Annotated in this window: 20 protein-coding genes; 14 read left to right on the top strand and 6 right to left on the bottom strand. The window is 58.0% G+C overall.

Going from position 1 to position 23,001, the window contains the following annotated elements; genetic code table 11:
- Window positions 1-69 precede the first annotated feature (69 nt).
- Complete coding sequence (locus AVCG78_RS11660) at window positions 70-696, top strand: TetR/AcrR family transcriptional regulator (protein WP_015916938.1); 627 nt, start codon at window positions 70-72, stop codon at window positions 694-696.
- A 27-nt stretch (window positions 697-723) separates the two neighbouring features.
- On the opposite strand, the gene AVCG78_RS11655 is transcribed toward AVCG78_RS11660, so the two are convergent.
- Complete coding sequence (locus AVCG78_RS11655) at window positions 724-894, bottom strand: hypothetical protein (protein ID WP_156535360.1); 171 nt, start codon at window positions 892-894, stop codon at window positions 724-726.
- A 64-nt stretch (window positions 895-958) separates the two neighbouring features.
- Between AVCG78_RS11655 and AVCG78_RS11650 the strand changes: the two genes are divergently transcribed.
- From AVCG78_RS11650 to AVCG78_RS11600, 11 genes are all read left to right on the top strand, one after another.
- Window positions 959-1,861: a branched-chain amino acid ABC transporter permease gene (locus AVCG78_RS11650; RefSeq protein ID WP_015916937.1), complete on the top strand. Its 903-nt coding sequence runs from the start codon at window positions 959-961 to the stop codon at window positions 1,859-1,861.
- Window positions 1,862-1,865: 4 nt separating this feature from the next.
- Window positions 1,866-3,257, top strand: coding sequence for a high-affinity branched-chain amino acid ABC transporter permease LivM (gene livM / locus AVCG78_RS11645; RefSeq protein WP_071584752.1), 1,392 nt, complete (start codon window positions 1,866-1,868; stop codon window positions 3,255-3,257).
- The gene (locus AVCG78_RS11640; protein ID WP_071207383.1) at window positions 3,257-4,132 is read left to right on the top strand and encodes an ABC transporter ATP-binding protein; all 876 of its coding nucleotides are present in this window, start codon (window positions 3,257-3,259) and stop codon (window positions 4,130-4,132) included. The genes livM and AVCG78_RS11640 overlap by 1 nt, the downstream gene beginning before the upstream one ends.
- Window positions 4,132-4,860, top strand: a complete 729-nt coding sequence (locus AVCG78_RS11635; protein WP_041697011.1) for an ABC transporter ATP-binding protein — start codon at window positions 4,132-4,134, stop codon at window positions 4,858-4,860. The genes AVCG78_RS11640 and AVCG78_RS11635 overlap by 1 nt, the downstream gene beginning before the upstream one ends.
- 54 nt (window positions 4,861-4,914) lie before the next feature.
- Complete coding sequence (locus tag AVCG78_RS11630) at window positions 4,915-5,268, top strand: DUF6867 family protein (RefSeq protein ID WP_015916933.1); 354 nt, start codon at window positions 4,915-4,917, stop codon at window positions 5,266-5,268.
- A gap of 134 nt (window positions 5,269-5,402) precedes the next feature.
- The gene (locus AVCG78_RS11625; protein WP_070166572.1) at window positions 5,403-6,518 is read left to right on the top strand and encodes a branched-chain amino acid ABC transporter substrate-binding protein; all 1,116 of its coding nucleotides are present in this window, start codon (window positions 5,403-5,405) and stop codon (window positions 6,516-6,518) included.
- 228 nt (window positions 6,519-6,746) lie between these two features.
- A complete protein-coding gene (gene minC, locus AVCG78_RS11620) occupies window positions 6,747-7,547 on the top strand; it encodes a septum site-determining protein MinC (RefSeq protein WP_015916931.1) in 801 nt (266 codons plus the stop codon).
- Between the two features lie 132 nt (window positions 7,548-7,679).
- Window positions 7,680-8,495, top strand: a complete 816-nt coding sequence (gene minD / locus AVCG78_RS11615) for a septum site-determining protein MinD (protein WP_015916930.1) — start codon at window positions 7,680-7,682, stop codon at window positions 8,493-8,495.
- A complete protein-coding gene (gene minE / locus AVCG78_RS11610; protein WP_015916929.1) occupies window positions 8,492-8,752 on the top strand; it encodes a cell division topological specificity factor MinE in 261 nt (86 codons plus the stop codon). Before minD ends, minE begins: the two co-directional genes overlap by 4 nt.
- A gap of 196 nt (window positions 8,753-8,948) precedes the next feature.
- Window positions 8,949-10,355: a hypothetical protein gene (locus AVCG78_RS11605; RefSeq protein WP_071584753.1), complete on the top strand. Its 1,407-nt coding sequence runs from the start codon at window positions 8,949-8,951 to the stop codon at window positions 10,353-10,355.
- A 613-nt stretch (window positions 10,356-10,968) separates the two neighbouring features.
- On the top strand, window positions 10,969-11,454 hold the full coding sequence (locus AVCG78_RS11600; RefSeq protein ID WP_071207379.1) for a hypothetical protein: 486 nt from the start codon (window positions 10,969-10,971) through the stop codon (window positions 11,452-11,454).
- A 413-nt stretch (window positions 11,455-11,867) separates the two neighbouring features.
- Here AVCG78_RS11600 and AVCG78_RS11595 read toward each other — a convergent pair whose 3' ends face one another.
- The 3 genes from AVCG78_RS11595 to AVCG78_RS11585 form a co-directional block, all read right to left on the bottom strand.
- A complete protein-coding gene (locus AVCG78_RS11595; RefSeq protein WP_071207377.1) occupies window positions 11,868-12,401 on the bottom strand; it encodes an AAA family ATPase in 534 nt (177 codons plus the stop codon).
- A 45-nt stretch (window positions 12,402-12,446) separates the two neighbouring features.
- Complete coding sequence (locus tag AVCG78_RS11590; RefSeq protein ID WP_156582841.1) at window positions 12,447-13,385, bottom strand: response regulator; 939 nt, start codon at window positions 13,383-13,385, stop codon at window positions 12,447-12,449.
- Between the two features lie 270 nt (window positions 13,386-13,655).
- Window positions 13,656-17,033, bottom strand: coding sequence for a hybrid sensor histidine kinase/response regulator (locus AVCG78_RS11585; RefSeq protein ID WP_071584756.1), 3,378 nt, complete (start codon window positions 17,031-17,033; stop codon window positions 13,656-13,658).
- Window positions 17,034-17,329: 296 nt separating this feature from the next.
- Here AVCG78_RS11585 and AVCG78_RS11580 point away from each other — a divergent pair, with 296 nt between their 5' ends.
- Window positions 17,330-18,160: an ornithine lipid ester-linked acyl 2-hydroxylase OlsC gene (locus AVCG78_RS11580; RefSeq protein WP_081355347.1), complete on the top strand. Its 831-nt coding sequence runs from the start codon at window positions 17,330-17,332 to the stop codon at window positions 18,158-18,160.
- Window positions 18,161-18,253: 93 nt separating this feature from the next.
- On the opposite strand, the gene AVCG78_RS11575 is transcribed toward AVCG78_RS11580, so the two are convergent.
- Complete coding sequence (locus AVCG78_RS11575) at window positions 18,254-20,812, bottom strand: HWE histidine kinase domain-containing protein (RefSeq protein ID WP_071204956.1); 2,559 nt, start codon at window positions 20,810-20,812, stop codon at window positions 18,254-18,256.
- Window positions 20,790-21,371, bottom strand: a complete 582-nt coding sequence (locus AVCG78_RS11570) for a biliverdin-producing heme oxygenase (RefSeq protein ID WP_071204954.1) — start codon at window positions 21,369-21,371, stop codon at window positions 20,790-20,792. The genes AVCG78_RS11575 and AVCG78_RS11570 overlap by 23 nt, the downstream gene beginning before the upstream one ends.
- Window positions 21,372-21,651: 280 nt before the next feature.
- Here AVCG78_RS11570 and urtA point away from each other — a divergent pair, with 280 nt between their 5' ends.
- Window positions 21,652-22,941, top strand: a complete 1,290-nt coding sequence (gene urtA / locus AVCG78_RS11565; protein WP_071204952.1) for an urea ABC transporter substrate-binding protein — start codon at window positions 21,652-21,654, stop codon at window positions 22,939-22,941.
- The last annotated feature ends 60 nt before the right edge of the window (window positions 22,942-23,001 follow it).

Below are 23,001 nucleotides of genomic sequence, written 5' to 3'. Positions count from 1 at the left end.
GTCGTTTCCTCCCGACGATCAGGAAACGCTTTCGTTTCCGTTTGTCAAGTCGAAAGTGTGAGAAGACCGATGTCCGAACAGCAGCGAATGGTCATGCGCCTGCCGGTCATGCCGGATGAGGAGCGGCGTGAGCGTATTCTCAAGGCTGCCGAAGTGGTGTTTGACACTATGGGCTTTGGCGATGCGACCATGGAGGAGGTGGCGCGTCTGGCTGGCATGGCGAAAAAGACCGTCTACCGGTTCTTTCCCGATAAGCGCTGCTTGTTCACGGCGCTGATCCAGTCTCATGATCAGTTGCAGATCGAAATCGGCGGCCAGCGTGGGCAAACGGCGGACCCGCGTGAGAGAGTGCGACTGGCGCTCGAGGCTTTGGCGCGGTTCGTCTTGTCGCCACGCCAGATTCTGGTGACCCGGCTGATCATTGCCGAAGCGGGCAAGCATCCCGGCCTGACCCGGCAGTTTTACGAGGATTGTGTCGAGAATTTTCGAGCCTTTCTGGCGCAGGAGCTAGATTTCCACGTCGCGGGCAGCGCATGCGAGGCGGTTGATCGCCGCGATATTGCCGACATCTTTGTCGGGGCGGTTCTGGGGCCGTTGCAGACGAAGGTTCTGATGTTCGGCAAGCAGGCAGAGGATCTTGACAGCGAGATCCGCATGCGTGTGGACCTAGCGCTGCGGCTGCTGATGCCTTCGTAAAAAACGACGAAACCATCCGCGTTTTTTTCATTCGGCAAGTTGGTCCAGAGTCATCTGCGCGCTTTTTGAGCGCAATTCCAGGTTTAATGCTGAATTTGTGCAAAAACTGCCGATATCTTGAGCAATTGACAGAAAAATACGCGCTGCAAAGCTTTTAGGCTTCACATTTTTGTCGAAACCGATATCAAATCCCTCCAACACGAAGAACCCGAATGGGACAACATATGGATGCTGCGTTTGATCGGCATCCGGGGGATAATGTATGGATTATTTCATCCAGCAGCTTATCAACGGGCTGACGCTTGGCTCGATTTATGGCCTGGTGGCGATTGGTTATACGATGGTCTACGGGATCGTCGGCATGATCAACTTTGCCCATGGCGATATCTTCATGCTCGGCGGTTTTGCCGCCTTGATCGTTTTTTTGCTTCTCACGACATTTTTTGCAGGCATTCCAGTGGCTTTGGCGCTGCTGATCATGTTGGTTGTATCAATGTTGATGACCGGTTTGTGGAACTGGACCATCGAGCGGGTCGCCTATCGGCCCTTGCGCGGGTCCTTCCGGCTGGCGCCGCTGATTACGGCGATCGGCATGTCGATCGCGCTGTCCAACTTCATTCAGGTCGCGCAAGGCCCCCGCAACAAGCCAATTCCGGCGCTGGTCAATGACGTCTATCATTTCGGCGCCATCACGGTGTCGTTGAAGCAGATGATCATCGTTGCGGTAACGGCGGTGCTGCTGGCGGCCTTCTGGTATATTGTCAACAAGACGCCGCTTGGCCGTGCTCAGCGCGCCACCGAGCAGGACCGCAAGATGGCGGCCCTTTTGGGTGTCGATGTCGACCGGACCATTTCCGTCACCTTCGTGATGGGAGCGGCGCTGGCGGCGGTGGCTGGTACCATGTATCTGATGTATTACGGGGTTGCCTCTTTTACCGATGGCTTCATTCCCGGCGTCAAGGCCTTTACCGCGGCGGTTCTGGGCGGCATCGGCTCTTTGCCGGGCGCTGTTCTCGGTGGCTTGCTGATTGGTCTGATCGAATCCCTGTGGTCGGCCTATTTCACCATCGCCTACAAGGATGTCGCCACGTTCGGCATCCTGGCTTTCGTGCTGATTTTCAAACCGACCGGCATCCTGGGCCGTCCCGAAGTCGAGAAGGTCTGAGATCATGGCAAATGTCGACGTTTCCACCGTCAAGGCGCAGCCCGGCCTGATGGCGCGGGCATTGAAAGAAGCCGTGTTCGCGGGCTTGCTGGCACTCGGCCTGTTCGTGCTGTTCATCGGCATCAAGACCGACCAGGACATCAACAATGCCCTGGTCTGGTATACGCGTTGGGGTCTTCTATCTATTTTCGTGGCGATCGCCGCCGTTGGCCGGTTTGCCGTGGTCGCTGTCTTGCGTCCCTGGTCGGCGGCGCGCAAGGCGCGGGCGGCTACTAAGCCCACCGCTGCCACGGATGCCCGGCCGTCTTTGTTCAAGACACATTTCCTGAAGATCGCGCTTGTGGCGCTGATCCTCTATCCGCCGGTCATTCTCTTTCTGGTCGGCACGCAGGGCTCGCTGAAATATGTCGATAATTTCGGCATCCAGATCCTGATCTATGTCATGCTTGCCTGGGGATTGAACATCGTCGTCGGCCTGGCCGGGCTGCTCGATCTCGGCTATGTCGCCTTCTACGCGGTCGGTGCCTATTCATACGCGCTGCTGTCTCAGCATTTCGGCCTGTCCTTCTGGCTGTTGCTACCGATATCAGGCATTCTGGCTGCCTTCTGGGGTATCATGCTCGGCTTTCCGGTGCTGCGCCTGCGGGGCGATTACCTCGCCATCGTCACGCTGGCCTTCGGGGAAATCATCCGGTTGGTGCTGATCAACTGGACGGATGTCACCCAGGGCACGTTCGGCGTATCGGGCATTCCCAAGGCGACACTGTTTGGCATTCCCTTCGATGCCTCGGCCCATGGTTTTGCCAAGACCTTCGGCCTGCCGATGTCCTCGGCCTATTACAAGATCTTCCTGTTCTATCTGGCGCTGGGGCTGTGCATGCTCACCGCCTATGTGACGATCCGGCTGCGGCGTATGCCGATTGGCCGGGCCTGGGAAGCGTTGCGCGAAGACGAGATCGCCTGCCGGTCGCTTGGCATCGACACGGTGAAGACCAAGCTGACGGCCTTTGCCATCGGCGCGATGTTTGGCGGTTTTGCCGGGTCGTTCTTTGCTGCCCGCCAGGGTTTCGTGTCGCCGGAAAGCTTCGTCTTCCTGGAATCGGCGGTTATTCTCGCCATCGTGGTTCTGGGTGGCATGGGGTCTCTGACCGGTATCGCGGTTGCAGCCATCGTCATGGTTGGTGGCACGGAACTGCTGCGTGAGATGGAATTCCTGAAGCACTTGTTCGGACCTGATTTTACTCCTGAACTGTATCGCATGCTGCTATTCGGTCTTGCCATGATTGTGGTCATGCTGTTCAAGCCGCGCGGCTTTGTCGGCAGCAGAGAGCCGACGGCCTTCCTGAAGGAACGCAAGGCTGTCTCCGGCAGCTTTACCAAGGAGGGTCACGGCTGATGACATCCGGGACGCAAATCATGAACAATGACCCAATTCTGACGGTCGAGCACCTGTCGATGAAATTCGGCGGCTTGATGGCCATCAACGACTTCTCTTTTGAAGCCCGGCGCGGTGAGATTACCGCGCTGATCGGCCCGAACGGAGCGGGCAAGACCACGGTGTTCAACTGCATTACCGGCTTCTACAAGCCGACAATGGGCATGGTCACCTTGCGCCAGAAGGCCGGCAAGGAATTCCTTTTGGAACGCCTGACGGATTTCGAGATCACCAAAAAGGCCAAGGTGGCCCGAACCTTCCAGAATATCCGGCTGTTTTCCGGCCTGACCGTGCTGGAAAACCTGCTGGTTGCCCAGCACAATGCGCTGATGAAGGCCTCCGGCTATACGGTGCTCGGTCTGCTTGGCTTGCCCGCCTACAAGAAGGCAGCGGCGCTGTCGATCGACAAGGCGAGGTTCTGGCTGGAGCGCGCCGACCTGATTGAGCGGGCCGACGACCCGGCTGGCGATCTGCCCTATGGCGCGCAACGGCGTCTCGAAATCGCCCGGGCAATGTGTACGGAACCGGAATTGCTTTGCCTGGATGAGCCTGCAGCTGGCCTCAATCCACGGGAATCGCTGGCGCTCAACACGTTGCTCAATGGTATCAGGGACGAAACCGGCACATCGATCATGCTGATCGAGCACGATATGTCGGTGGTCATGGAAATTTCCGACCATGTCGTGGTGCTGGAATATGGCCAGAAGATTTCCGATGGCACGCCTGACCACGTGAAAAACGATCCGAGGGTCATCGCGGCCTATCTCGGTGTCGAGGATGAAGAACTGGACGACGCGATTTCCGATGTGGAAGCCGTGGCCGGAGGCAAATTGTGATGACTGCTGAAGCTCTTTTGAAGGTTGAGGCCGTCGAGACCTATTACGGCAATATCCGTGCGCTTGGCGGTGTCAGCGTCGAGGTTAAAAAAGGCGAGATCGTCAGCCTGATCGGCGCCAATGGTGCTGGCAAGTCGACGTTGATGATGACGATTTGCGGCAGCCCGCAGGCGCGGGCTGGTCGGGTGATTTTCGATGGCATGGACATTACCAAAATGCCGACCCATCTGATCGCCCGCCAGCGCATCGCCCAATCACCGGAAGGGCGGCGGATTTTTCCGCGCATGACGGTGATGGAAAACCTGCAAATGGGTGCCGGTCTCGACAATCTCAAATATTTCCAGGAGGACGTCGAGAAGATTTTCACGCTGTTTCCACGCCTGAAAGAGCGCCACGCCCAACGCGGCGGCACGCTTTCCGGCGGCGAGCAGCAGATGCTGTCCATTGGCCGGGCGCTGATGGCGCGGCCCAAGCTGCTGTTGCTGGATGAACCATCGCTGGGGTTGGCGCCCCTGATCGTCAAGGGGATTTTCGAGGCGATCAAGAAGCTCAACCAGGAAGAAGGGCTGACCGTGTTCCTCGTTGAGCAGAATGCGTTTGCCGCGCTGAAACTGTCCGACCGCGCCTATGTCATGGTCAACGGACTGGTGACGATGAGCGGTTCCGGCCGGGAATTGTTGGCCGACCCTCAGGTGCGTGCTGCCTATCTTGAAGGCGGACGGCATTAATCGCCGTGCCGTGCTGATAAACTGCGGATAAAAAGACCCCGGAGGGGAAAAGACATGCAGGGTTTGTTTTTCGATACGGATGACCAGGTGCGGATGGTGCTGCGTTTTCTCGTGGTGCTGCTCGGTTTCTGGACCGCATGGCGCACCGGCAAGGCCGTTGCCGAAAACTGGGAAGGCTATGGCCGGGTGGTGATCTACACGCTGCTGCTGGCGCTGGTCATGCGTTTTCTCCATCATGCCCTGTTCGCAGGGCCGATGCTGGATCTCGGTCTTTACGCGATGGATTTTGTCGTTTTGCTGGTGTTTTCGATGGTCGGTTTCCGCCAACGACGCACCCGCCAGATGGCCGGTAACTATTACTGGCTCTATGAAAAAACTTCCCCGCTTTCCTGGAAGAAGAAAGATTGACAGCACCGTCTTTCTCGCCTCTGATGGCCGGGGAAATTGCAATAATAAAGAGTGGAAGAGTTTTCCGGCGCAATCTAGGTGGGTGTTGCGCGGGGGATCGAAATAAGCCCGCCCTAAAAACTGGGAGTATCAGAATGAAGAAGTCGCTTCTTTCAGCCGTGGCGCTGACAGCCATGGTTGCCTTCAGCGGCACCGCCTGGGCTGACATCATCGTCGGTGTCGGCGGTCCCCTGACAGGCCCGAACGCTGCTTTCGGCGCACAGCTCCAGAAGGGTGCCGAACAGGCCGCTGCCGATATCAACGCAGCTGGCGGCATCAATGGCGAAAAGATCAAGATCGTGCTCGGCGACGACGTGTCGGATGCCAAGCAGGGCGTTTCCGTCGCCAACAAATTCGTCGCCGACGGCGTGAAATACGTGATCGGCCACTTCAACTCGGGCGTATCGATCCCGGCTTCTGACGTGTATGCCGAAAATGGCATTCTGCAGATCACGCCAGCCTCGACAAATCCGAAATTCACCGAGCGCGGCATGTGGAACACGTTCCGCACCTGCGGTCGCGATGACCAGCAGGGCGCGGTTGCCGGCAAATACATTGCTGAAAAGTTCAAGGGCGTGAAGGTTGCCGTCATTCATGACAAGACCCCTTACGGTCAGGGCCTTGCCGACGAAACCAAGAAGGCCATGAACGGTCTGGGCGTCAAGGAAGTCATCTACGAAGGCATCACTCCCGGTGAAAAGGACTATTCGGCCCTGATCGCCAAGATGAAGGAAGCCGGCGTTGGCGTGGTTTACTTCGGCGGTCTGCACACGGAAGCTGGCCTGATCCTGCGTCAGATGGCTGACCAGGGCGTCAAGGCGACCCTGATGTCGGGCGACGGTATCACCTCCAACGAACTGGCCTCGATTGCTGGCGATGCCGTCAATGGTACGCTGATGACCTTCCCGCCGGATCCGCGTAACAACCCGAACGCCAAGGACGCGGTCAAGAAATTCCGTGACGCTGGCTTTGAGCCGGAAGCCTATACGCTGTATTCCTACGCCGCCCTGCAGATCATTGCAGAGGCTGCCAAGGCTGCGGGTTCCACCGATGCGGAAAAGGTTGCTGAAACCATGAAGGCCAAGGGTCCGTTCACGACCGTTATCGGCTCGATCGGCTTTGACGCCAAGGGCGACATCACCCGTCCCGACTACGTGATGTACACTTGGAAGAAAGGCCCTGACGGCAAGTATTCCTACTTCGAAAACTGATTTCTGCTGGCATTGCCAGTGGAGACGAGAGCCCGGCCTTGCGCCGGGCTTTTTGCATTGCACGCTTCAGTGGTGTTTGCGCGCAACCGCAAAATTAATTTTCTAACGATTTGAATATTATAACCAATTAGCATCATCAATATCGTTTGTCTTAACGGATTGAAGAGCCGCGTTAACCTTTTGTTAACCAAATCAGCCGTAAACCAAGTCAACGATTTGTTCATAAAGATGACCGAAGTGCTAACAGAACCCCGCTCAATCCGCATCAAAGGCCGTTCGTTTCTGGCGGTGGTACTGTCGCCGGACCTGCCAGTCGATAACTGGCTGGAAAGGCTGGACGATCTGGCCTCGCGCTCGGCTGGGTTCTTCCTTGGCCGTCCGGTGGTTCTCGATGTGGCGGAACTGGCAATCAGCCGGGATGAGCTGAAGGCCCTGATCGCCGAACTGTCCAGCCGCAATGTCAGCATCATGGGTCTGGAGGGCGCGCGTCCTTCGATGGTGGAACGTGGTATGCCGCCGATCCTGAAGGGTGGCCGTCCGGTGTCCGATGTGGACGTGCCGAAGGTCGAGCCTGAATCACCACCAGCGGAAGAGAAAAAAAAGACTGGCAAAGCCACCAAAGCCTCCGGCAAGAGTGACGAGATTGGGGAGACTGACTCTCCCCAGGCGATGATAACTGCGCCGCAGGCCCGCTCCGTAGTGCAATCCTTGCTGCTGCGTGAGCCGGTGCGCTCTGGCCAGTCGGTGATTTTCACCGAAGGCGATGTCACAGTGATCGGTTCGGTTGCCTCAGGCGCCGAAATCATTGCCGGTGGGTCTATCCATATCTACGGAGCCTTGCGTGGCCGGGCGATGGCGGGATCGGTTGGCAATGCATCGGCGCGGATTTTCTGTCGCAAGATGGAGGCCGAGCTGCTGGCCATCGACGGGATCTACAAGATGGCGGAGGACATGCCGCCGGAATTGCTGGGCAAGCCCGTCCAGCTTTGGTTGGAAGACGATGTCATCAAGGCTGAAAAAATGGCCTGATGCTGGTTTGAACCGCGGGCAAGTCAGCTTGACGCCGACTCCGCTGGTTAAAGTTGACGTTTAATACGCTGGAAATTTGGTCCAGCGCGACCCGAAGCTTGTGCCGCGTGCGGCGAAAGACAGGAGAATGAAATGGGGAAGGTCATCGTTGTGACATCAGGCAAGGGCGGCGTCGGCAAGACGACCTCCACGGCTGCCCTTGGTGCGGCACTTGCCCAGCGCGGCGACAAGGTTGTCGTCATCGATTTTGATGTCGGTCTGCGCAATCTCGATCTGGTCATGGGTGCCGAGCGCCGGGTGGTCTACGATCTCGTCAATGTCATCCAGGGCGATGCCAAGCTGCCGCAGGCGCTGATCCGCGACAAGCGGGTCGATACACTCTACCTGCTACCGGCCTCGCAGACCCGCGACAAGGACAATCTGACGCCGGAAGGCGTGGAATGGGTGATTACCGAGCTGAAAAAGCACTTCGACTGGGTGATCTGCGATAGCCCGGCCGGGATTGAACGCGGTGCGACGCTGGCCATGCGCCACGCCGATGTCGCTGTTGTCGTCACCAATCCGGAAGTGTCTTCGGTACGCGATTCGGACCGGATCATTGGCCTGTTGGATTCAAAGACCCTGAAGGCCGAGCGTGGCGAGCGGATGGAAAAGCACCTGCTGCTGACCCGCTACGATGCCGTTCGCGCCCAGCGCGGCGATATGCTAAAGGTCGAGGACGTCTTGGAAATCCTCTCCATCCCGCTGCTCGGCATTATCCCGGAAAGCATGGACGTGCTGAAAGCCTCCAATATCGGTGCGCCGGTGACGCTGGCCGATGCCAAGAGCCTTCCTGCCCAGGCCTATTTCGAAGCCGCCCGCCGGCTGGCTGGTGAGGAAATTCCGGTCTCCATGCCCGAGGAAAAGCGCGGCCTGTTCGGCAAGATTTTCGCACGGAGGGCCGCATGAGCATCTTCAACCTGTTCCGCAGACCAACCTCGGCGCCGATGGCGCGGGAACGGCTGCAAGTCCTGCTCGCCCACGAACGCGCCGCCCAAGGCTCCGACCTCGTCGCCATCCTGCGCGAGGAAATCCTGGCCGTGATTTCCAAGCACGTCCAGGTTGATGCCGACAAGGTCCGCATCAAGGTGGACCGTGACGAGCATGTGTCGATTTTGGAGATCGACGTGGAAATTCCACGGGATGCGCAAGCGCTGGCGGCTTGATATTCAGACTATAGCTCGACCGACATTTTGGCGCAAAGGCATCGCTTTTGCGCCTTTTTGTATCCAGTTGTGAGTGCAGTACTTGTAAACGTGCTCCTTAAGTTGCTTTCTACTTTGATGTGCGTATTGTCGCTGGTACCATGAGCACATTGTTTTATTAGCAACGCGATACTGCGATCCACAACTCGGGGGGGAAATGGATTTAAATGAGTCGGTAGAGGCATTCTTCGCGTCAATCAAGGATTGGGGAGATGCCATTGAGCATCCCAGTTTTTGCTACGTGGCATTGGAAACGGCAACAGGATTTGAACTGCTACAAGCCAGACTTATTTTCGGCGCGACAACGCCGTTTGCTCCGCTCGGCTCGTTCTCTTTTAAACGGGTAATGGCAGGTCATTTCCGGTTGAGTGAAATTGATATCAGTCCTGAGGATTTCCTGGCGGGAGCACTAAGCGGTGTAGTCCGCACCCCCCAAGGCAATATCCAGTTTAGCAGTTCCTCAGGTCGATATGGCGGGTATTATCAGCCATTCCACACTGACGGAATGCCGAACCGGCGCATCGGAGTCCTGACGATCTTGGGAGGTAAAGCTGAACTCCAACAACTACAGCCAGAACTGGATTGGGAATTAAAGGGCGCGACCGTTCCATATGATGGTCTTCAAGAGCTGATGAACCATTATCGCGTGGGAACTTTGCGGTCAGACGTTATAGCAATTGAGGCCGTTGCTCTCGAAATTATAGCAGTAGACCTTTCGACTTTGGTAACAGGCACCGAGTGTGAAATCGCAGTGAGAATGTCGCCCGCCTGTGATCCTGCCAAGGCGGGTATAACCTACAGAGTTATGGGGGGAAATGTTGTAAAACGAGACGTTGTTTCTGGTGAGTCCATGAAATGGGAAGTTGGAACAGATGGTATGCGTCGGGGGAGTACAAAAATTCAGGTTCCGAGAGCTGCCGTCGTCCAAGCTTACGCATCATATTCCGGTATAGTCTATCATCAAGGGTGGATTGCGGATCCGAGTATGGCGCAAAACCCACGCCGTGCTTCATACGAAGCGTTCGATCGGGAATTAGCTAGTATTGCTGACTTTTTGGCGAAGCAGCCCGGAAAAGGTAATGCTCGTGATCTGGAATCAGGTGTGGCATGGCTACTGTGGATGTTGGGATTCAGCGTTACCAATCTAGGCCAAACCCCAAAATTGCAAGAGGCTCCGGACCTAATCGCGACGACGCCTCAAGGTCATTTTGCGGTCATCGAATGCACCACTGGCCCGCTGAAGACGGATAATAAACTTCCACTTTTGATTGAACGGTCCGAAATTGTCCGCAGCAGACTCGAGGCGTCAAACAATCAGCACTTAAAGGTCTTGCCGGTAATTGTAACATCCAAGAAACGATCAGAGATACGAGGAGATATCGAGCAGGCAGAGCGTCTTGGGGTGCTTATAATCACTGCTGAGACGCTAGCGGCCGCTCTCCCACGTACGCTTGAGCGTGGGGATGCGGACGTAATATTTTTGGAGGGTGAGCGAGAGGTGGCAACTGCGTTGGCAAAATACGAGGCGCAAAGAATCACGCCTCTGGATTTTCAAGGCGCGTAGCGGGCGGTCATCGCCGATTGCGGCTTTGAGGGCCGCGGCGACATCGGCCAGGTTGCGGTCGAAGAAAACCTAGCCAGAAAGGGACGCTGCTTGTTTCCAGTCTTCCGGGCCATGTTGATGGCGCGTTGGGCAAAGGCGGCCATGTTGATCCATGGGAGGAAATCACCACTTGCGCCACAATTGGGCGGCCGGGCTTATTGTCGGTAGGAAGCGCCAGAGCAGGGTGGATTTTCCGCTACAATAGCAGGAGGAACAATTCCCCCCCCTTCAAAATCACCCCAATTCCCTCTTTTCCTCCCCACTCGTTATGCGCTAAGACAAGGATGAGATCGGTTGTAACGAGCCGGTCTTGGGGCATCGTAACCCCTTAAGGAGCGGTCGGTGTCGATCGTCAAAAAGACACCCCTCAGCCATAGGTTTGTGGCTGAGGCGGTGAACTGTGTCTATACGGTTCGCTCTCTACCATTCTCTATGGTCGGGGAGGCCTCGGCGTATGTCCAGAGCTTCGGCTTAAAGGTCGGGGCGGTCGTTTTTTTACCGGCTTACGAACTCCCCGATCACCAGAGACAGTTCTCTGGTGATCGCTCGTTTTCCAGCGTGGGAGGAGTGGACAATGGCGGATTATAATGTCTGGGCTGATCTTTTTGATACGTGGCAATCGACATCTGACTGGGTGAAAGCTCTTGTTATCGTTGTGCCACCGGTTTTCGTGGCGACCGTGCTGGCGCTGCTGCTGCGCTACAGGCAGAAGATCCGGGAAGATGGTCCGGTCCATTCCGGGGTTTACCATGTTTCGCCACCGCAGCACCTCGAACTGAGACCTGAGGATATGCCGGAGCCGGGCGACACGATGGACCATATGCTGCTCGACGCCGCCACCAATCTTCAACACCGGCTGGAGGATGCCCGCCGGGCGCTCCATCCCCAAGAGCGTTCCGCGGCCGATCTGGGCAAAGCCGAGATCCGGCAACAGATCACCCAGATCATCCTTGAGGAATATCACCGTGGGTCCGATCCGGGGGTTGCCCTTCGGCGCGGGCGAGAGTTCCTCGCCAGCCAGCGAAACGCCCACAGCACCAATCCGGATGCGAAAGAATAATACGAAGACTCATTGAACATGACTCTTCGTAGTTTGTTGACAGGCCCCGATCTCGGCATTTCGTCACCCTCGGGCCTGTCCCGAGGGTCTGCTGTTGTTGAATAAGGCGCTGACATTATTGGATTAAATTAACGTGGTTAGATGCCCGGCACAAGGCCGAGCATGACGTCGAGGAAAAATGCGGGGTTTCTCAGCAGTCGGAGTCATTGAAAATGACTCTTCGTATTCCCTTTGAAAATATCTCAAGCCTCTGATGCATTTGAGATATTTTCAATTTTTCAAGTCGAGGATGCGTCAGCATGTCAGAGACTTGGTATAAGTCCAGTTGGGAGAAAAGGATCTTGGTTGTCAGCGAAAACCGGTTCTAATCTTTCAGCCCGGTACTCTTGCGTTTGTCAGGTTCAGCGGCCCCATCAACCCGCAAGCATTGCCAAGATAAATTCCACGCGCTCCACAACGCTCACCTTTGGCAACACAATCACCTCATATCCCAGCGCCGGATAGACTTCGAGCAGGCGCTGATATTCTTCCTCTGCCGCGGCCAGATCATGCTGACGCTCCGCATCTTGCTGGTAAATTTCCGGCCATGGCGGGGTGAGAAAAACGCGGGCGTGGTAGCGGTGCTGCTGCTTGAGCGCGTTTAATTGTCTCTCATCGCCGGTCGCAGCTTTCAGCGCGGCGGCGGCGTCGATCAGGCTGCGGTCGAAGAACACCCAGCCGGGGAGGGATGCCGCTCGTTCCCGGTCTTCCAGCGCCATGGCAATGGCACGGTGGGCGAAGGCTGCCAGGTCGATCCAGGGCAAGGCCTTTCCATCTCCGGCCTGTTCCTCTGCCACAATGCGGCGGCCGGGTTCTTCTATGGTGGCAAAGCCTTTTGCAGCCAAGGCTGAGAGCAAAGTGGATTTGCCGCCGCCAGAGCAACCGGAGAGGATGACGAAACGGTTCATGGGGAGGCTCTTGGTTTGGGATTTGGACCTTGGAGCAAGCGCCCTTCACTCCACCCGCAACACCGCCGCCGCCTTTACCGCCGCTGACGCCCGGTTCTCCACGCCAAGCTTCACATAAATCTGCTCCAGATGCTTGTTAACCGTGCGGGCGGCGAGGCCGAGGATTTCGCCGATGTCGCGGTTGGGTTTGCCGCGGGCGATCCAGAGAAGGACTTCGGATTCGCGCTGGGTGAGGCCAAAGGCCTGGCGCAGCCGTTCGTCTTCTCGGTGCCGGTTGGCAGCGCTGAGGCGGAACAGATATTCGTCGGCGGCCATGGCGCCGAGATAGGCGATTTGCAGGGCAGGGTGGTTTTCAAGCGGAAAGGTCAGGGAGGCGTCGCGGGAGGCGGGGCTTGCGGCAGGTGTTGAGGCTGCGCGGGCCTGCATCCAGTCGCCGATGGCCGTGATCACCGTGTCCAGTCCGTCTTCACGTCCGGTGGCGGTGGTGATCAGGCGGCTGGCCTGCGGCGTGGACCACAGCAGGCTGCCATCGGCGCGCAGGGCCAGCAGGTGGCGACCTGCGGCGTCCAGCGCGACACGGGCGCTTTGCGCTGACCGGGCATTGGCGAGATGTACACGGATACGGGCGCGCAGCTCATCGATATTGATCGGCTTGGTCAGGTAATCGACGCCGCCGACTTCCAACGCATGCACCACATGTTCGGTTTCGCTAAGGCCTGTCATGAAGATGACAGGCACCTGCGCCACTGCCGGATTGGCCTTGATCTGTCGGCAGGTCTCGAACCCGTCCATGCCGGGCATCACAGCATCCAGCAGGATCAGGTCCGGGCTGATCCGCTCGACAATGCCGAGCGCCCCTTGGCCGGACGTGGCAATCAGCACGGAAAAGCCTGACTGTTCCAGCGCATCGGTTAGAAAACCCAGCGCTTCCGGGCTGTCATCGACAAGGAGGATGATGTCGCGGGGGGAGGTCGGTTCAGCCATGGTCTGTGATGTCCAAGGGGCGGAGAAAAAGAAAGCGGACGGGAGGGTGGCGGCACTCCTCTTCTCCCCCTCGGGGAGAAGATCCCGGCAGGGAGATGAGGGGGGCGAAGCCAGACCACGGAGTGAGGCGTTGCATAAAACAAGCCTTTACACCAAGTCGCCCCCCTCTGACCTGCTGGCCATCTCCCCCTCGGGTGGGGAGATCGGCTGGTGGATGTCTCGGCGCAAGACCGGCAATGGATTGGCGGTTGGGCGATGGCCTCTGCACGCTCATGCCGCGCCCTCCTGATAGCGATCAAGACAGGCAATCAGCCCGGCCATGTCGAAAGCCTGGACGAAGGGGCGCAACTCCTCGGTGAAGGGCAGCATATCGGGTGTCTTGGCCAGTTCCTGCAATTTGTTTTCCAAGCCCCTGATATAGCCGATTTCGGCCAGTTTGCGCAGGTCCTCGCGGTGGGCAAGGCCGGGATCGCGTGGCGTGCCTGCGGGCAAGGCAGGGGCGGGCGGGGCCATGTCTTCGGCATAGAGCCAGCGCAGTTTCAGGTGGCGGGCCAGCTTGTCGCGCAGCATTTTCACGTCCACGGGCTTCGCGATAGCATCATTATGGCCGCCGGAGCCGGGTTCGCGCACCGCGCCATCGCCGATATTGGCCGACAGCATCAGGATCGGCGCGCTCTGGCCCGCATCGCGCAGCCGCTCGACCAATTGCCAGCCATTCATGCCGGGCATGGAAATATCGACCAGGAACAGGTCGGGTTTGACACCTTCAATCAGCGCCAGACAATCCGGCCCGCCAGTGGCGGTCAGCACGATGAAGTCCAGGGGCGCAAGCGCCTCGCGCATCAGTTCGCGGTGGTCCTCATTGTCATCGACGACGACGATGGTGCGGCGCGGGCCGTCATAGGAAAGGATCTTGCGTTCCGCCTTGGGCGCGGTGCTGGGCCGGTCAACGGAAGACAGCATCAGCCGCACCCGGAAGGTCGTGCCTTTGTCCGTTTCGCTCTCCACCGCAATTTCGCCGCCCAGCGTATTGGTCAGCAGCTTGGTGATGGTCAGCCCCAGCCCCAGCCCCGGCATCGGACGGATCGTGTCGGCCTCGCCGCGCTGGAAGGGTTCGTAGATCCGGCTCAGATCTTTCTCGGCAATGCCGCGCCCGGTATCGGTGACGGTGAAGCTGGCAACCTGGCTGCGATAGGCGATGTCGAATGTGACCGTTCCGGCATCGGTGAATTTGATGGCATTGGACAGCAGGTTGACGAGAATCTGGCGCAGCCGCTTCTCGTCGGCGCGCACATATTGCGGCAGGTTCTTGGCGCGGGTGTGCGTGAAAGTCAGGCCCTTGGCCTCTGCCTGCGGGCGCAGCATATCTATAATCTGGTCGAGGAAATCATGGATATTCAGCTCGGCGGAAAACACTTGCAGCCGTCCGGCCTCGATCTTGGAAATGTCCAGCAGCCCGTCGATCAGCCCGGAGAGATGGTCGGCGGAGCGGCGGATCACCCGGATGGCGGATTGGCGCGGAGCCGGAATGGTGTCGTCCTGCTCCAGCAATTGCGCATAGCCCATCACAGCGTTGAGCGGGGTGCGCAATTCATGGCTGAGGCCAACCACATAGCGGCTCTTGGCGCGGTTGGCGGCTTCTGCCGTTTCCTTGGCGGTCTGAAGCGCGGCGTCGGTTTTGCGGTGGGCAGCGATTTCCTTCAACAGCAGGCTGTTCTGGCGGTAGGATTCCTCTTCCGCCACCAATCGGCTGTCATGGGCCAGCACGTAGAACCAGGTGGCGATGCAGGCAATCACTGAAAACACGAAGAACACGATCAGCACCGTCGCATTGACCACCAGTTCGGTTTCGGGTGAGGCGGCGGAGACCTGATGGGCAATCAGCGCTAAGATCGCGCCCACCAGCGAAATCGCCCCGATGCTGGTCATCGCATAGCGGCCAAGCCGGGTCGTCAGCTTTTCAATCACCGTGCTGGGCAGGACTGTGCGGGCGACGGTGCCGACCTGGGTGTTCAGCCGCGCCTTCGGCTTGCACATGTCATGGCAGCGGCTATCCAGCGAACAGCACAGCGAACAAATCGGCGCGGCATAGGCCGGGCACCAGGCCATATCTTCAGGCTCGAACGGATGTTCGCAGATCGAACAGGTGATATGGCCAAGGTTTTTCCAGGCATGGCGCGGCTTGCGGGCCAGATAGAATTTGCCCTTGGTCCCCCAGGCGATCAGCGGCGAAATCAGGAAGGCGACCAGCGTCACGAAGGTGGAGAGCGAGGCCATTAACGGCCCGAACAGGCCGAAATGCGCCGCCAGCGCCAGGCTGGCCGAAATCAGCAGCGTGCCGCAGCCGACTGGGTTGATGTCATAGAGATGGGCACGTTTGAACTCGATACCCTCAGGCGCAAGGCCCAACCGCTTGTTGATGAACAGATCGGCGGAAATGGTGCAGAGCCAGGCCATGGCGATGATTGAGAAAATCCCGAGCGTCGCTTCCAGCAGCCGGTAGATGCCAAGCTCCATCAACAGCAGCGCGATGCCGACATTGAACACCAGCCAGACCACCCGGCCTGGATGGCTATGGGTGAGGCGGGAGAAGAAATTCGACCAGGCGAGCGACCCTGCATAGGCGTTCATCACGTTGATCTTCAACTGCGACACCACCACGAAGGCGACCATCAGCAGCATGGCCAGCGTCTGATTGGGCAGGATATAGCCGAAGGCGGCCAGATACATATGGGCGGGATCGGCGGCCTCGCTTAAGGTGACGCCGGTCGATAGCGTCAGCACCGCGAGGAAGGAACCGGCCAGCAGCTTTGGCACGCCCAGCACCACCCATCCGGCACCAGCCAGAAACACCATGAAGCGATGATGCAGCTTGCGCCCGCCCTCCGGTGGCAGGAAGCGCAGGAAATCCACCTGCTCACCAATCTGTGGCATCAACGCCAGGATGACGGCGGAGGCGGCACCGAAATCAGCGAGGCGAAACGGTGCGATACTTTGCGTTCCGGCATTGGACTGGTGAATGCCCGCAAAAGCGCGCCAGAGGTCGAATTTTTCCCAGTCCTGAAAGGCGATGAACACGAAGGGCGCGATATTCAGCACGATCCAGATCGGCTGGGTCAGAAGCTGGAATTTCGAGATCAGCTGGATGCCGTAGGTGACCAGCGGAATGACGACAACAGCCGAAATAATATAGCCGATTGAGGGCGGAATGCCGAAGGCCAGCGCCAAGGCCCCGGTCATGATCGAGGCTTCGATGGCAAACAGCATGAAGGTGAAGCTGGCATAGATCAGCGAGGTCAGTGTGGATCCGATATAACCGAAGCCAGCGCCACGGGTCAGAAGATCGATATCGACGCCTTCGCGGATCGCATAACGGCTGATCGGCAGGCCAACCAGCAGCATCAGAACGGCAGCGACCAGAATGGCGAAAAACGCATTGGTGGTGCCATAGGATAGCGTGATCGTGCCGCCAATCGCCTCTAGCGCCAGAAAGGAAATCGCGCCGATGGCAGTCTGGGAAATCCGGCTGGAGGAGAACCGGCGGGCACTTTTGGCGGTAAAGCGCAGCGCATAATCTTCCAGCGTCTGGTCGGCCACCCAGCGGTTATATTGGCGTCGGACTGGAATGATGCGTTGGCGTGCGGCCATGCCGGTATTCTGGCGCTTTCTGATGGGAAACAGGATGGATGGATACTGTCACGGCAAGCCGGGGGTTTTGCAAGGGCGCTTGGCGATGTTCGCGCCGCTTCCTGCTGTTTTTCCATTGCGCAGGAAACTGGAATTGTGACAGTGCTTCGAGAAGATGCGGGTGACAGGGGTGTGGCGGCTGGACGAAATCCGGTTTGCCTCTATTTTTCCATTTTTCGGGCGTTTGGGTTTTTCAACGCCTGCGCCGGTGTGATCGGCATCGCGGTACGGAATTGTTGCATCAGAAAGTGATACCGATGGATATGCCAGCCTCTCAGCCTTCGAACGGTGTGGACAATGAACAGACCTTCGGCACATCAGGCATTCAGCCTATGGACCGGCCAAGCCGCATTACCAGGTTTTTTATGGGTATCGTCGCCTGGGCGGAAAAGCTGAATTTCAAATATGCCAAGCTTGGCAATCCGCCGGTCTATGACAATGCCACCTTTCCCTGGGTGGCAGAGGTGGAAAAGGCCTATCCGGCCATTCGCGCCGAGCTGGACCAGATCCTGCTGCGCCAGAGCGAGCTGCCGAGCTTTCAGGATATTTCCACCGATGTGAAGACGATTTCCACGGATAATCGCTGGAAGACCTTCTTTCTTCTCGGTTTTGGCGTGAAGTCCGAGGCCAATATCAAGGCCTGCCCGCAAACCTGGAAGGCCATGCAGGCCATTCCCGGCCTGACCACGGTGATGTTTTCGATTTTCGAACCCGGCAAGCATCTGCCCGCCCATCGCGGTCCCTATAACGGCGTGCTGCGCCTGCATTTGGGGATGATCGTGCCGGAACCGCGCGACCAGATCGCCATCCGCGTCAAGGACCAGATCTGCCACTGGGAAGAGGGCAAGGTGCTGATCTTCGACGATGCCTACGAGCACGAAGCCTGGAACCACACCGACAAGACCCGCGTCGTGCTGTTCGTCGATTTCGCCAAACCGCTGAAATTCCCGGCCCGACTGGTCAATTGGGCGCTGATGAACATGGCGATCTTCACGCCTTTCATCCGCGAGGGGCTGGACAACCACAATGAGTGGGAAAAGAAATTCTACGCCGAAGCGGAAAAGCTGCGCAACAGCACGGCTGGCTGACAGGCATCGTTTCGATACGCACGATAGTCCGGGATATCCGCGAAAGCCTGTCAGGTTCTGATTGAACCAGACAGGCTTTCGCTTCTCTCTATTTTAGCTGGTGGTGGCGTCCGGTTGGCGCAACAGGCTCAGCACCGCATCGGCCAGCGCCTCTCCATCATAAGGCTTGTTGATGATCGTGACGTCGCCGAAGGCTTCCGGAATGATCGACCGCTCGGCATAGCCGGTGGCAAACAGAAAGGGAATGCCCCGCTGGTGCAGCTCCTGGGCCACCGGCACGGAGGTATGATTGCCGAGGTTGATGTCGAGCACGGCCAAGGCAGGGGCTGTGACCTTGATTTGCGCCAGAGCTTCCGGCACGGAGCCTGCTGTCATGACAGTGGTAAAGCCGGCATCGCCCAGCATCATTTCGGCATCCATCGCAATCAGCATCTGGTCTTCAACCAGCAGGATCGGCAGGGTTTTGTCGATATTGGCCATGGATCTGGTCTCTGTCTCCGGGGGCGGGGCGTGTGTGGTTTCCGGCTCGTGTCCGGAACCGGACAGGAAACGGGCAGGAAGCAAAAGATACGCATTCAGGCCGTGTGGGTTATAATTCACGGTGCTCTTACCACCGAGATCATAGGGAATGCTACGGTCTATCAAGGCGGAGCCAAAGCCCCGGCGTGTCGGCGCGGTCACCGTTGGCCCGCCGCTTTCCGTCCACAGAATTTCACAATCTCCCTCTCCCGTCCAGCGCCAAGTCAAGTCGAGCTTGCCTCCAGTGCGCGAGAGTGCTCCGTATTTCGCCGCATTGGTGGCAAGCTCGTGGATAACCAGGGCCGTGACGGCATAGGCGCGGCTGTCGAGCACGACCATCGGGCCACCAAGCGAGATTGTGGTGCCCTCAGTGCGGTAAGGACCAAGCTCGGCCTGTAGCAGTTCGCTCAACTGGCCGCTGCCGCTGCCACGAATCACCTGGTCATGGGCATGGGACAGGGCGTGGACGCGGCCCTTCAGCGAGGTGACATAGTCTCTCAACTGGTGTTCCGGCCGCGTCGGAACGCCGATCAGCGACTTGATCACCGCCAGAATATTCTTGACCCGGTGGTTCAATTCCTCATTCAGCACGCGTTGACGGATGTCGGCCTTGTTGCGCTCTTCCTGCATCAACTCGTTATGCCGGAGCACCACTTTGACGGTGACGGCGCGAATGGCTTCCGCGACCTCCCTGTCGTTTTCGCTCCAATGGTCCGATTGCTTTGTGACCGCTTCCTTCCAGATGGCGAAGCTCTTGCGTGGTGTCAGCCGGTCGCCCAGCGGCCCGATCTCATAGGATTTATCGGGATTGCCAGCCCAATTGAGGGTTTGCAGCCGTTCCTTGCGGAAAAACAACAGGTAATCTCGGGGAATTTCCGAGAGCGGCACGACCATGGCGCCGGACACCGTCTCATAATAGCTTTCGGCTCTGGGCAGAAATTGGGACAAGGCGTGACTGGCCCAGGTCTGTCCATCGGCAACGCTGTTGACGAAGCGTATCAGCGGTTCGATTTCGGCAGGCGGCGGACAGGTGCCAATGGCCGTCCAGGTCCCGTTCATCCAAAGGCCCGCACCATCGCAGGGCACGAGGCTGCTGAATTCCGGCAGGCATTCGCCAAACAGCGCCTCAAGATTTTCGTGGTGGGAGGCAAGGTGCAGAAAGCGGTCCAGCGATTGGCGTGTGCCAGTGGCCAGGTCAAGCTTGTGTTTCTGCTTCAGGGCAAGCAGTGTCAGGGAGAAAAACTCGCCAAACAATTCAGCGGCGACCCGTTGCGCCATGGACAGGGTCTTTGCGCGGTAATGATGACAGGCGATCAGGCCCCAAAGTTCGCCATTCAACAGGATCGAGATCGACATCGACGCGCCGACCCCCATATTGCGCAGATATTCCAGGTGAATGGGCGAAACGCTGCGCAAATGTGCAAAGGACAGGTCAAGCGGCTCACCGGAGGCATCCAGTTCCGGCTCGATTGCCACCTTGTGGCCGCTTGCATCGGAAATCACCCGGATTGAATTTTGCATATAGAGCTTGCGGGCCTGCTGGGGAATGTCGGATGCCGGGAAATATTGGCCAAGGAAGCTTTCCAGCTCCATCGACTTGGCCTCGCTCACCACCTTGCCGGAGCCGTCATTGTCGAAGCGGTAGATCATCACCCGGTCATAGCCGAGCACCGCTCGCACCAGCTTTGCGGAGGTGCGGATCAGTTTGTCGATATGGTCGACATCCTTGATCCGCCCGATCATTTCCCGCGCCAGCTGCAAGGGATCGCGTTCGCCCTTGGCTGGTTCCAGTTCAATGATCACAGTGGCGCGCTGGCGGTGGACACTCACGTTGAAAACCTGGCCGCAGCTGAGGCGCAGATTGGGAAGCAGGGCGGGGCGTGAGGCTTCAGGTGCCGTCGCCAGAGCATTGCGCAGGTCGTGGGTGGCGTCGTCACCTAAAAGCACATGCACCTGTTCACCATTCACCGCGCCTTTGACGCCGAGCATCTCTCCGGCATTGGCAGAATGGCGCAGAACAACGGCCATTTCCGCATCGCAGGCCAGCAGGCAACCATGCGGCTGGATACTGCCGGGAATATGGATCGGTTCGCGGTCGCAATTGGTGAGATCAACGGTCTGCGTAGCAGGCATGCATGGGGCTTTCGAAGGCAGCGTAGGCATAAGCAAAGGTTGCATTGGCAAAGGCCACGAGCTTCCCTTCATCGAGATCCCGCAGTTCCTCCATAAGATGTAAAAACGTGGGCCAGCTCGAAAAGTTCCCGGCCTGGGCAAAAAGATGCGCCCCGCCATGGGTGGGACCGTAACCAAGCAGGGCGGCCCGTTTTGCCAGAAGCTTTGCGCCAAGCGCGGAGCCTTCCAGCACATAGAATAGGCCCAGCCAGTCTTCGGTCTTTTGTGGCTGGGGAACCGATGCCTGGCAACGGTCGTCCTCCAGCTCAAGCGTCTGCAGGTCGGCACGCAGCCCGTTGCCGATCATGACCGGCTTCCAGGTGCCCGGCCAACTGACAAAGGGTGCCCGCTGGGCCTGTTGGGCAATCATCTCTTCCAATGGCAGCCGAAAACGGGCCATTCCGAGCAAATAAGCGCGGTAGGCGGCAGGAGAGGAAAAATCGCCGATCACTGCATCAAGTTCGGCATGAGCATCGGCGGTCGCTTCCTTCAGAAGCCGTCGCCGGGGTGAAAAAGGCATGGATGACTTTCGAAACAGATTGCCGCCGCTCTATTCTACATCAGCTATATGAGCGGTCTATGAGGATGCTCTCCATGAGATCCTTGTCAGGTATTAGGGTTCGTGTTTGATGAAAATCAAGTATAATAAACCTATGTCCGCAGTTTTAGGCGGACAATCCCCTATTTTGTAGGGAGATCGTGGCTTTGCCCCGTGACCTACGTCAATTGACGTATACGATTTTGCAGCGCAGCAGCCGATAGTCCCCTCACTCCAGAATTCAAAAAGAGGGGAACCTGAAATGAACTTCAAGTCCAAACTGGCGAGCGCACTTGTCGGCGCCATGCTGTCCACCACCGCCTTCCACGGTGCGTTTGCCGCTGAAGATACGATCAAGGTCGGCATTCTGCATTCTCTCTCCGGCACGATGGCGATTTCAGAAACGACGCTGAAGGACGCCATGTTGATGCTCATCGACGAGCAGAACAAGAAGGGTGGCGTTCTCGGCAAGAAGCTGGAGCCTGTCGTGGTCGATCCGGCCTCCAACTGGCCGCTGTTTGCCGAAAAGGCCCGCGAACTGATTTCCAAGGACAAGGTTTCGGCGGTATTCGGGTGCTGGACCTCGGTGTCGCGCAAGTCGGTTCTGCCGGTCTTCAAGGAGCTGGATTCGGTGCTGTTCTACCCCGTGCAGTTCGAGGGTGAGGAAAGCGAACGCAACGTCTTCTACACTGGTGCCGCTCCCAACCAGCAGGCCATTCCCGCCGTTGATTACCTGATGGAGAATGAAGGCGTGCAGCGCTGGGTGCTCGAAGGCACCGACTATGTCTATCCGCGCACGACCAACAAGATTCTCGAAGCCTATCTTCTGTCCAAGGGCGTGAAGAAGGAAGACATCCTGGTCAACTACACGCCGTTCGGCTTCTCCGACTGGCAGACCGAAGTCGCCGCCATCAAGAAATTCGGCTCGGCTGGCAAGAAGGCCGCTGTTATCTCCACCGTCAATGGCGATGCCAACGTGCCTTTCTACAAGGAACTCGGCAACCAGGGCGTCAAGGCTGAAGACATTCCAGTCATGGCCTTCTCGGTCGGTGAAGAAGAACTGGCTGGTATCGACACCAAGCCGCTGGTTGGCCATCTCGCCGCCTGGAACTACTTCCAGTCCGTCGATACCCCTGTGAATGCCGAGTTCATCAAGACCTGGCATGCCTTCACCAAGAACGACAAGCGCGTCACCAACGACCCGATGGAAGCCGCCTATATCGGCTTCAACATGTGGGTAAAGGCTGTCGAAAAGGCAGGCTCTGCTGAACCCGACAAGGTCATCGACGCGCTGGTTGGCGTTTCCGTGCCGAACCTCACCGGCGGCTATGCCACGATGATGCCAAGCCATTACATCACCAAGCCGGTGCTGATTGGCGAAGTCCAGGAAAATGGCCAGTTCGACATCGTTTCCCAGACACCGGAAGTCGTCGGCGATGAATGGTCGGATTTCCTCCCCGACAGCAAGGACCTGATCGCCGATTGGCGCCTGCCGATGAACTGCGGCAATTTCAACGTCAAGTCCGGCAAGTGCGGCGGCAAGGGCTCTTAATCTTCCCAGCCTGAAACTTGCTGCGGGTGCATAAAGCATCCGCAGCTTTTTCTCCCTTGT

Origin of the sequence: Gillisella vitis (assembly GCF_021559775.1) — a bacterium.
GTDB lineage: Bacteria > Pseudomonadota > Alphaproteobacteria > Rhizobiales > Rhizobiaceae > Allorhizobium > Allorhizobium ampelinum.
The sequence above is the reverse complement of the archived record's forward strand: the minus strand, read 5'-3'. Positions and strand labels throughout refer to the sequence as shown.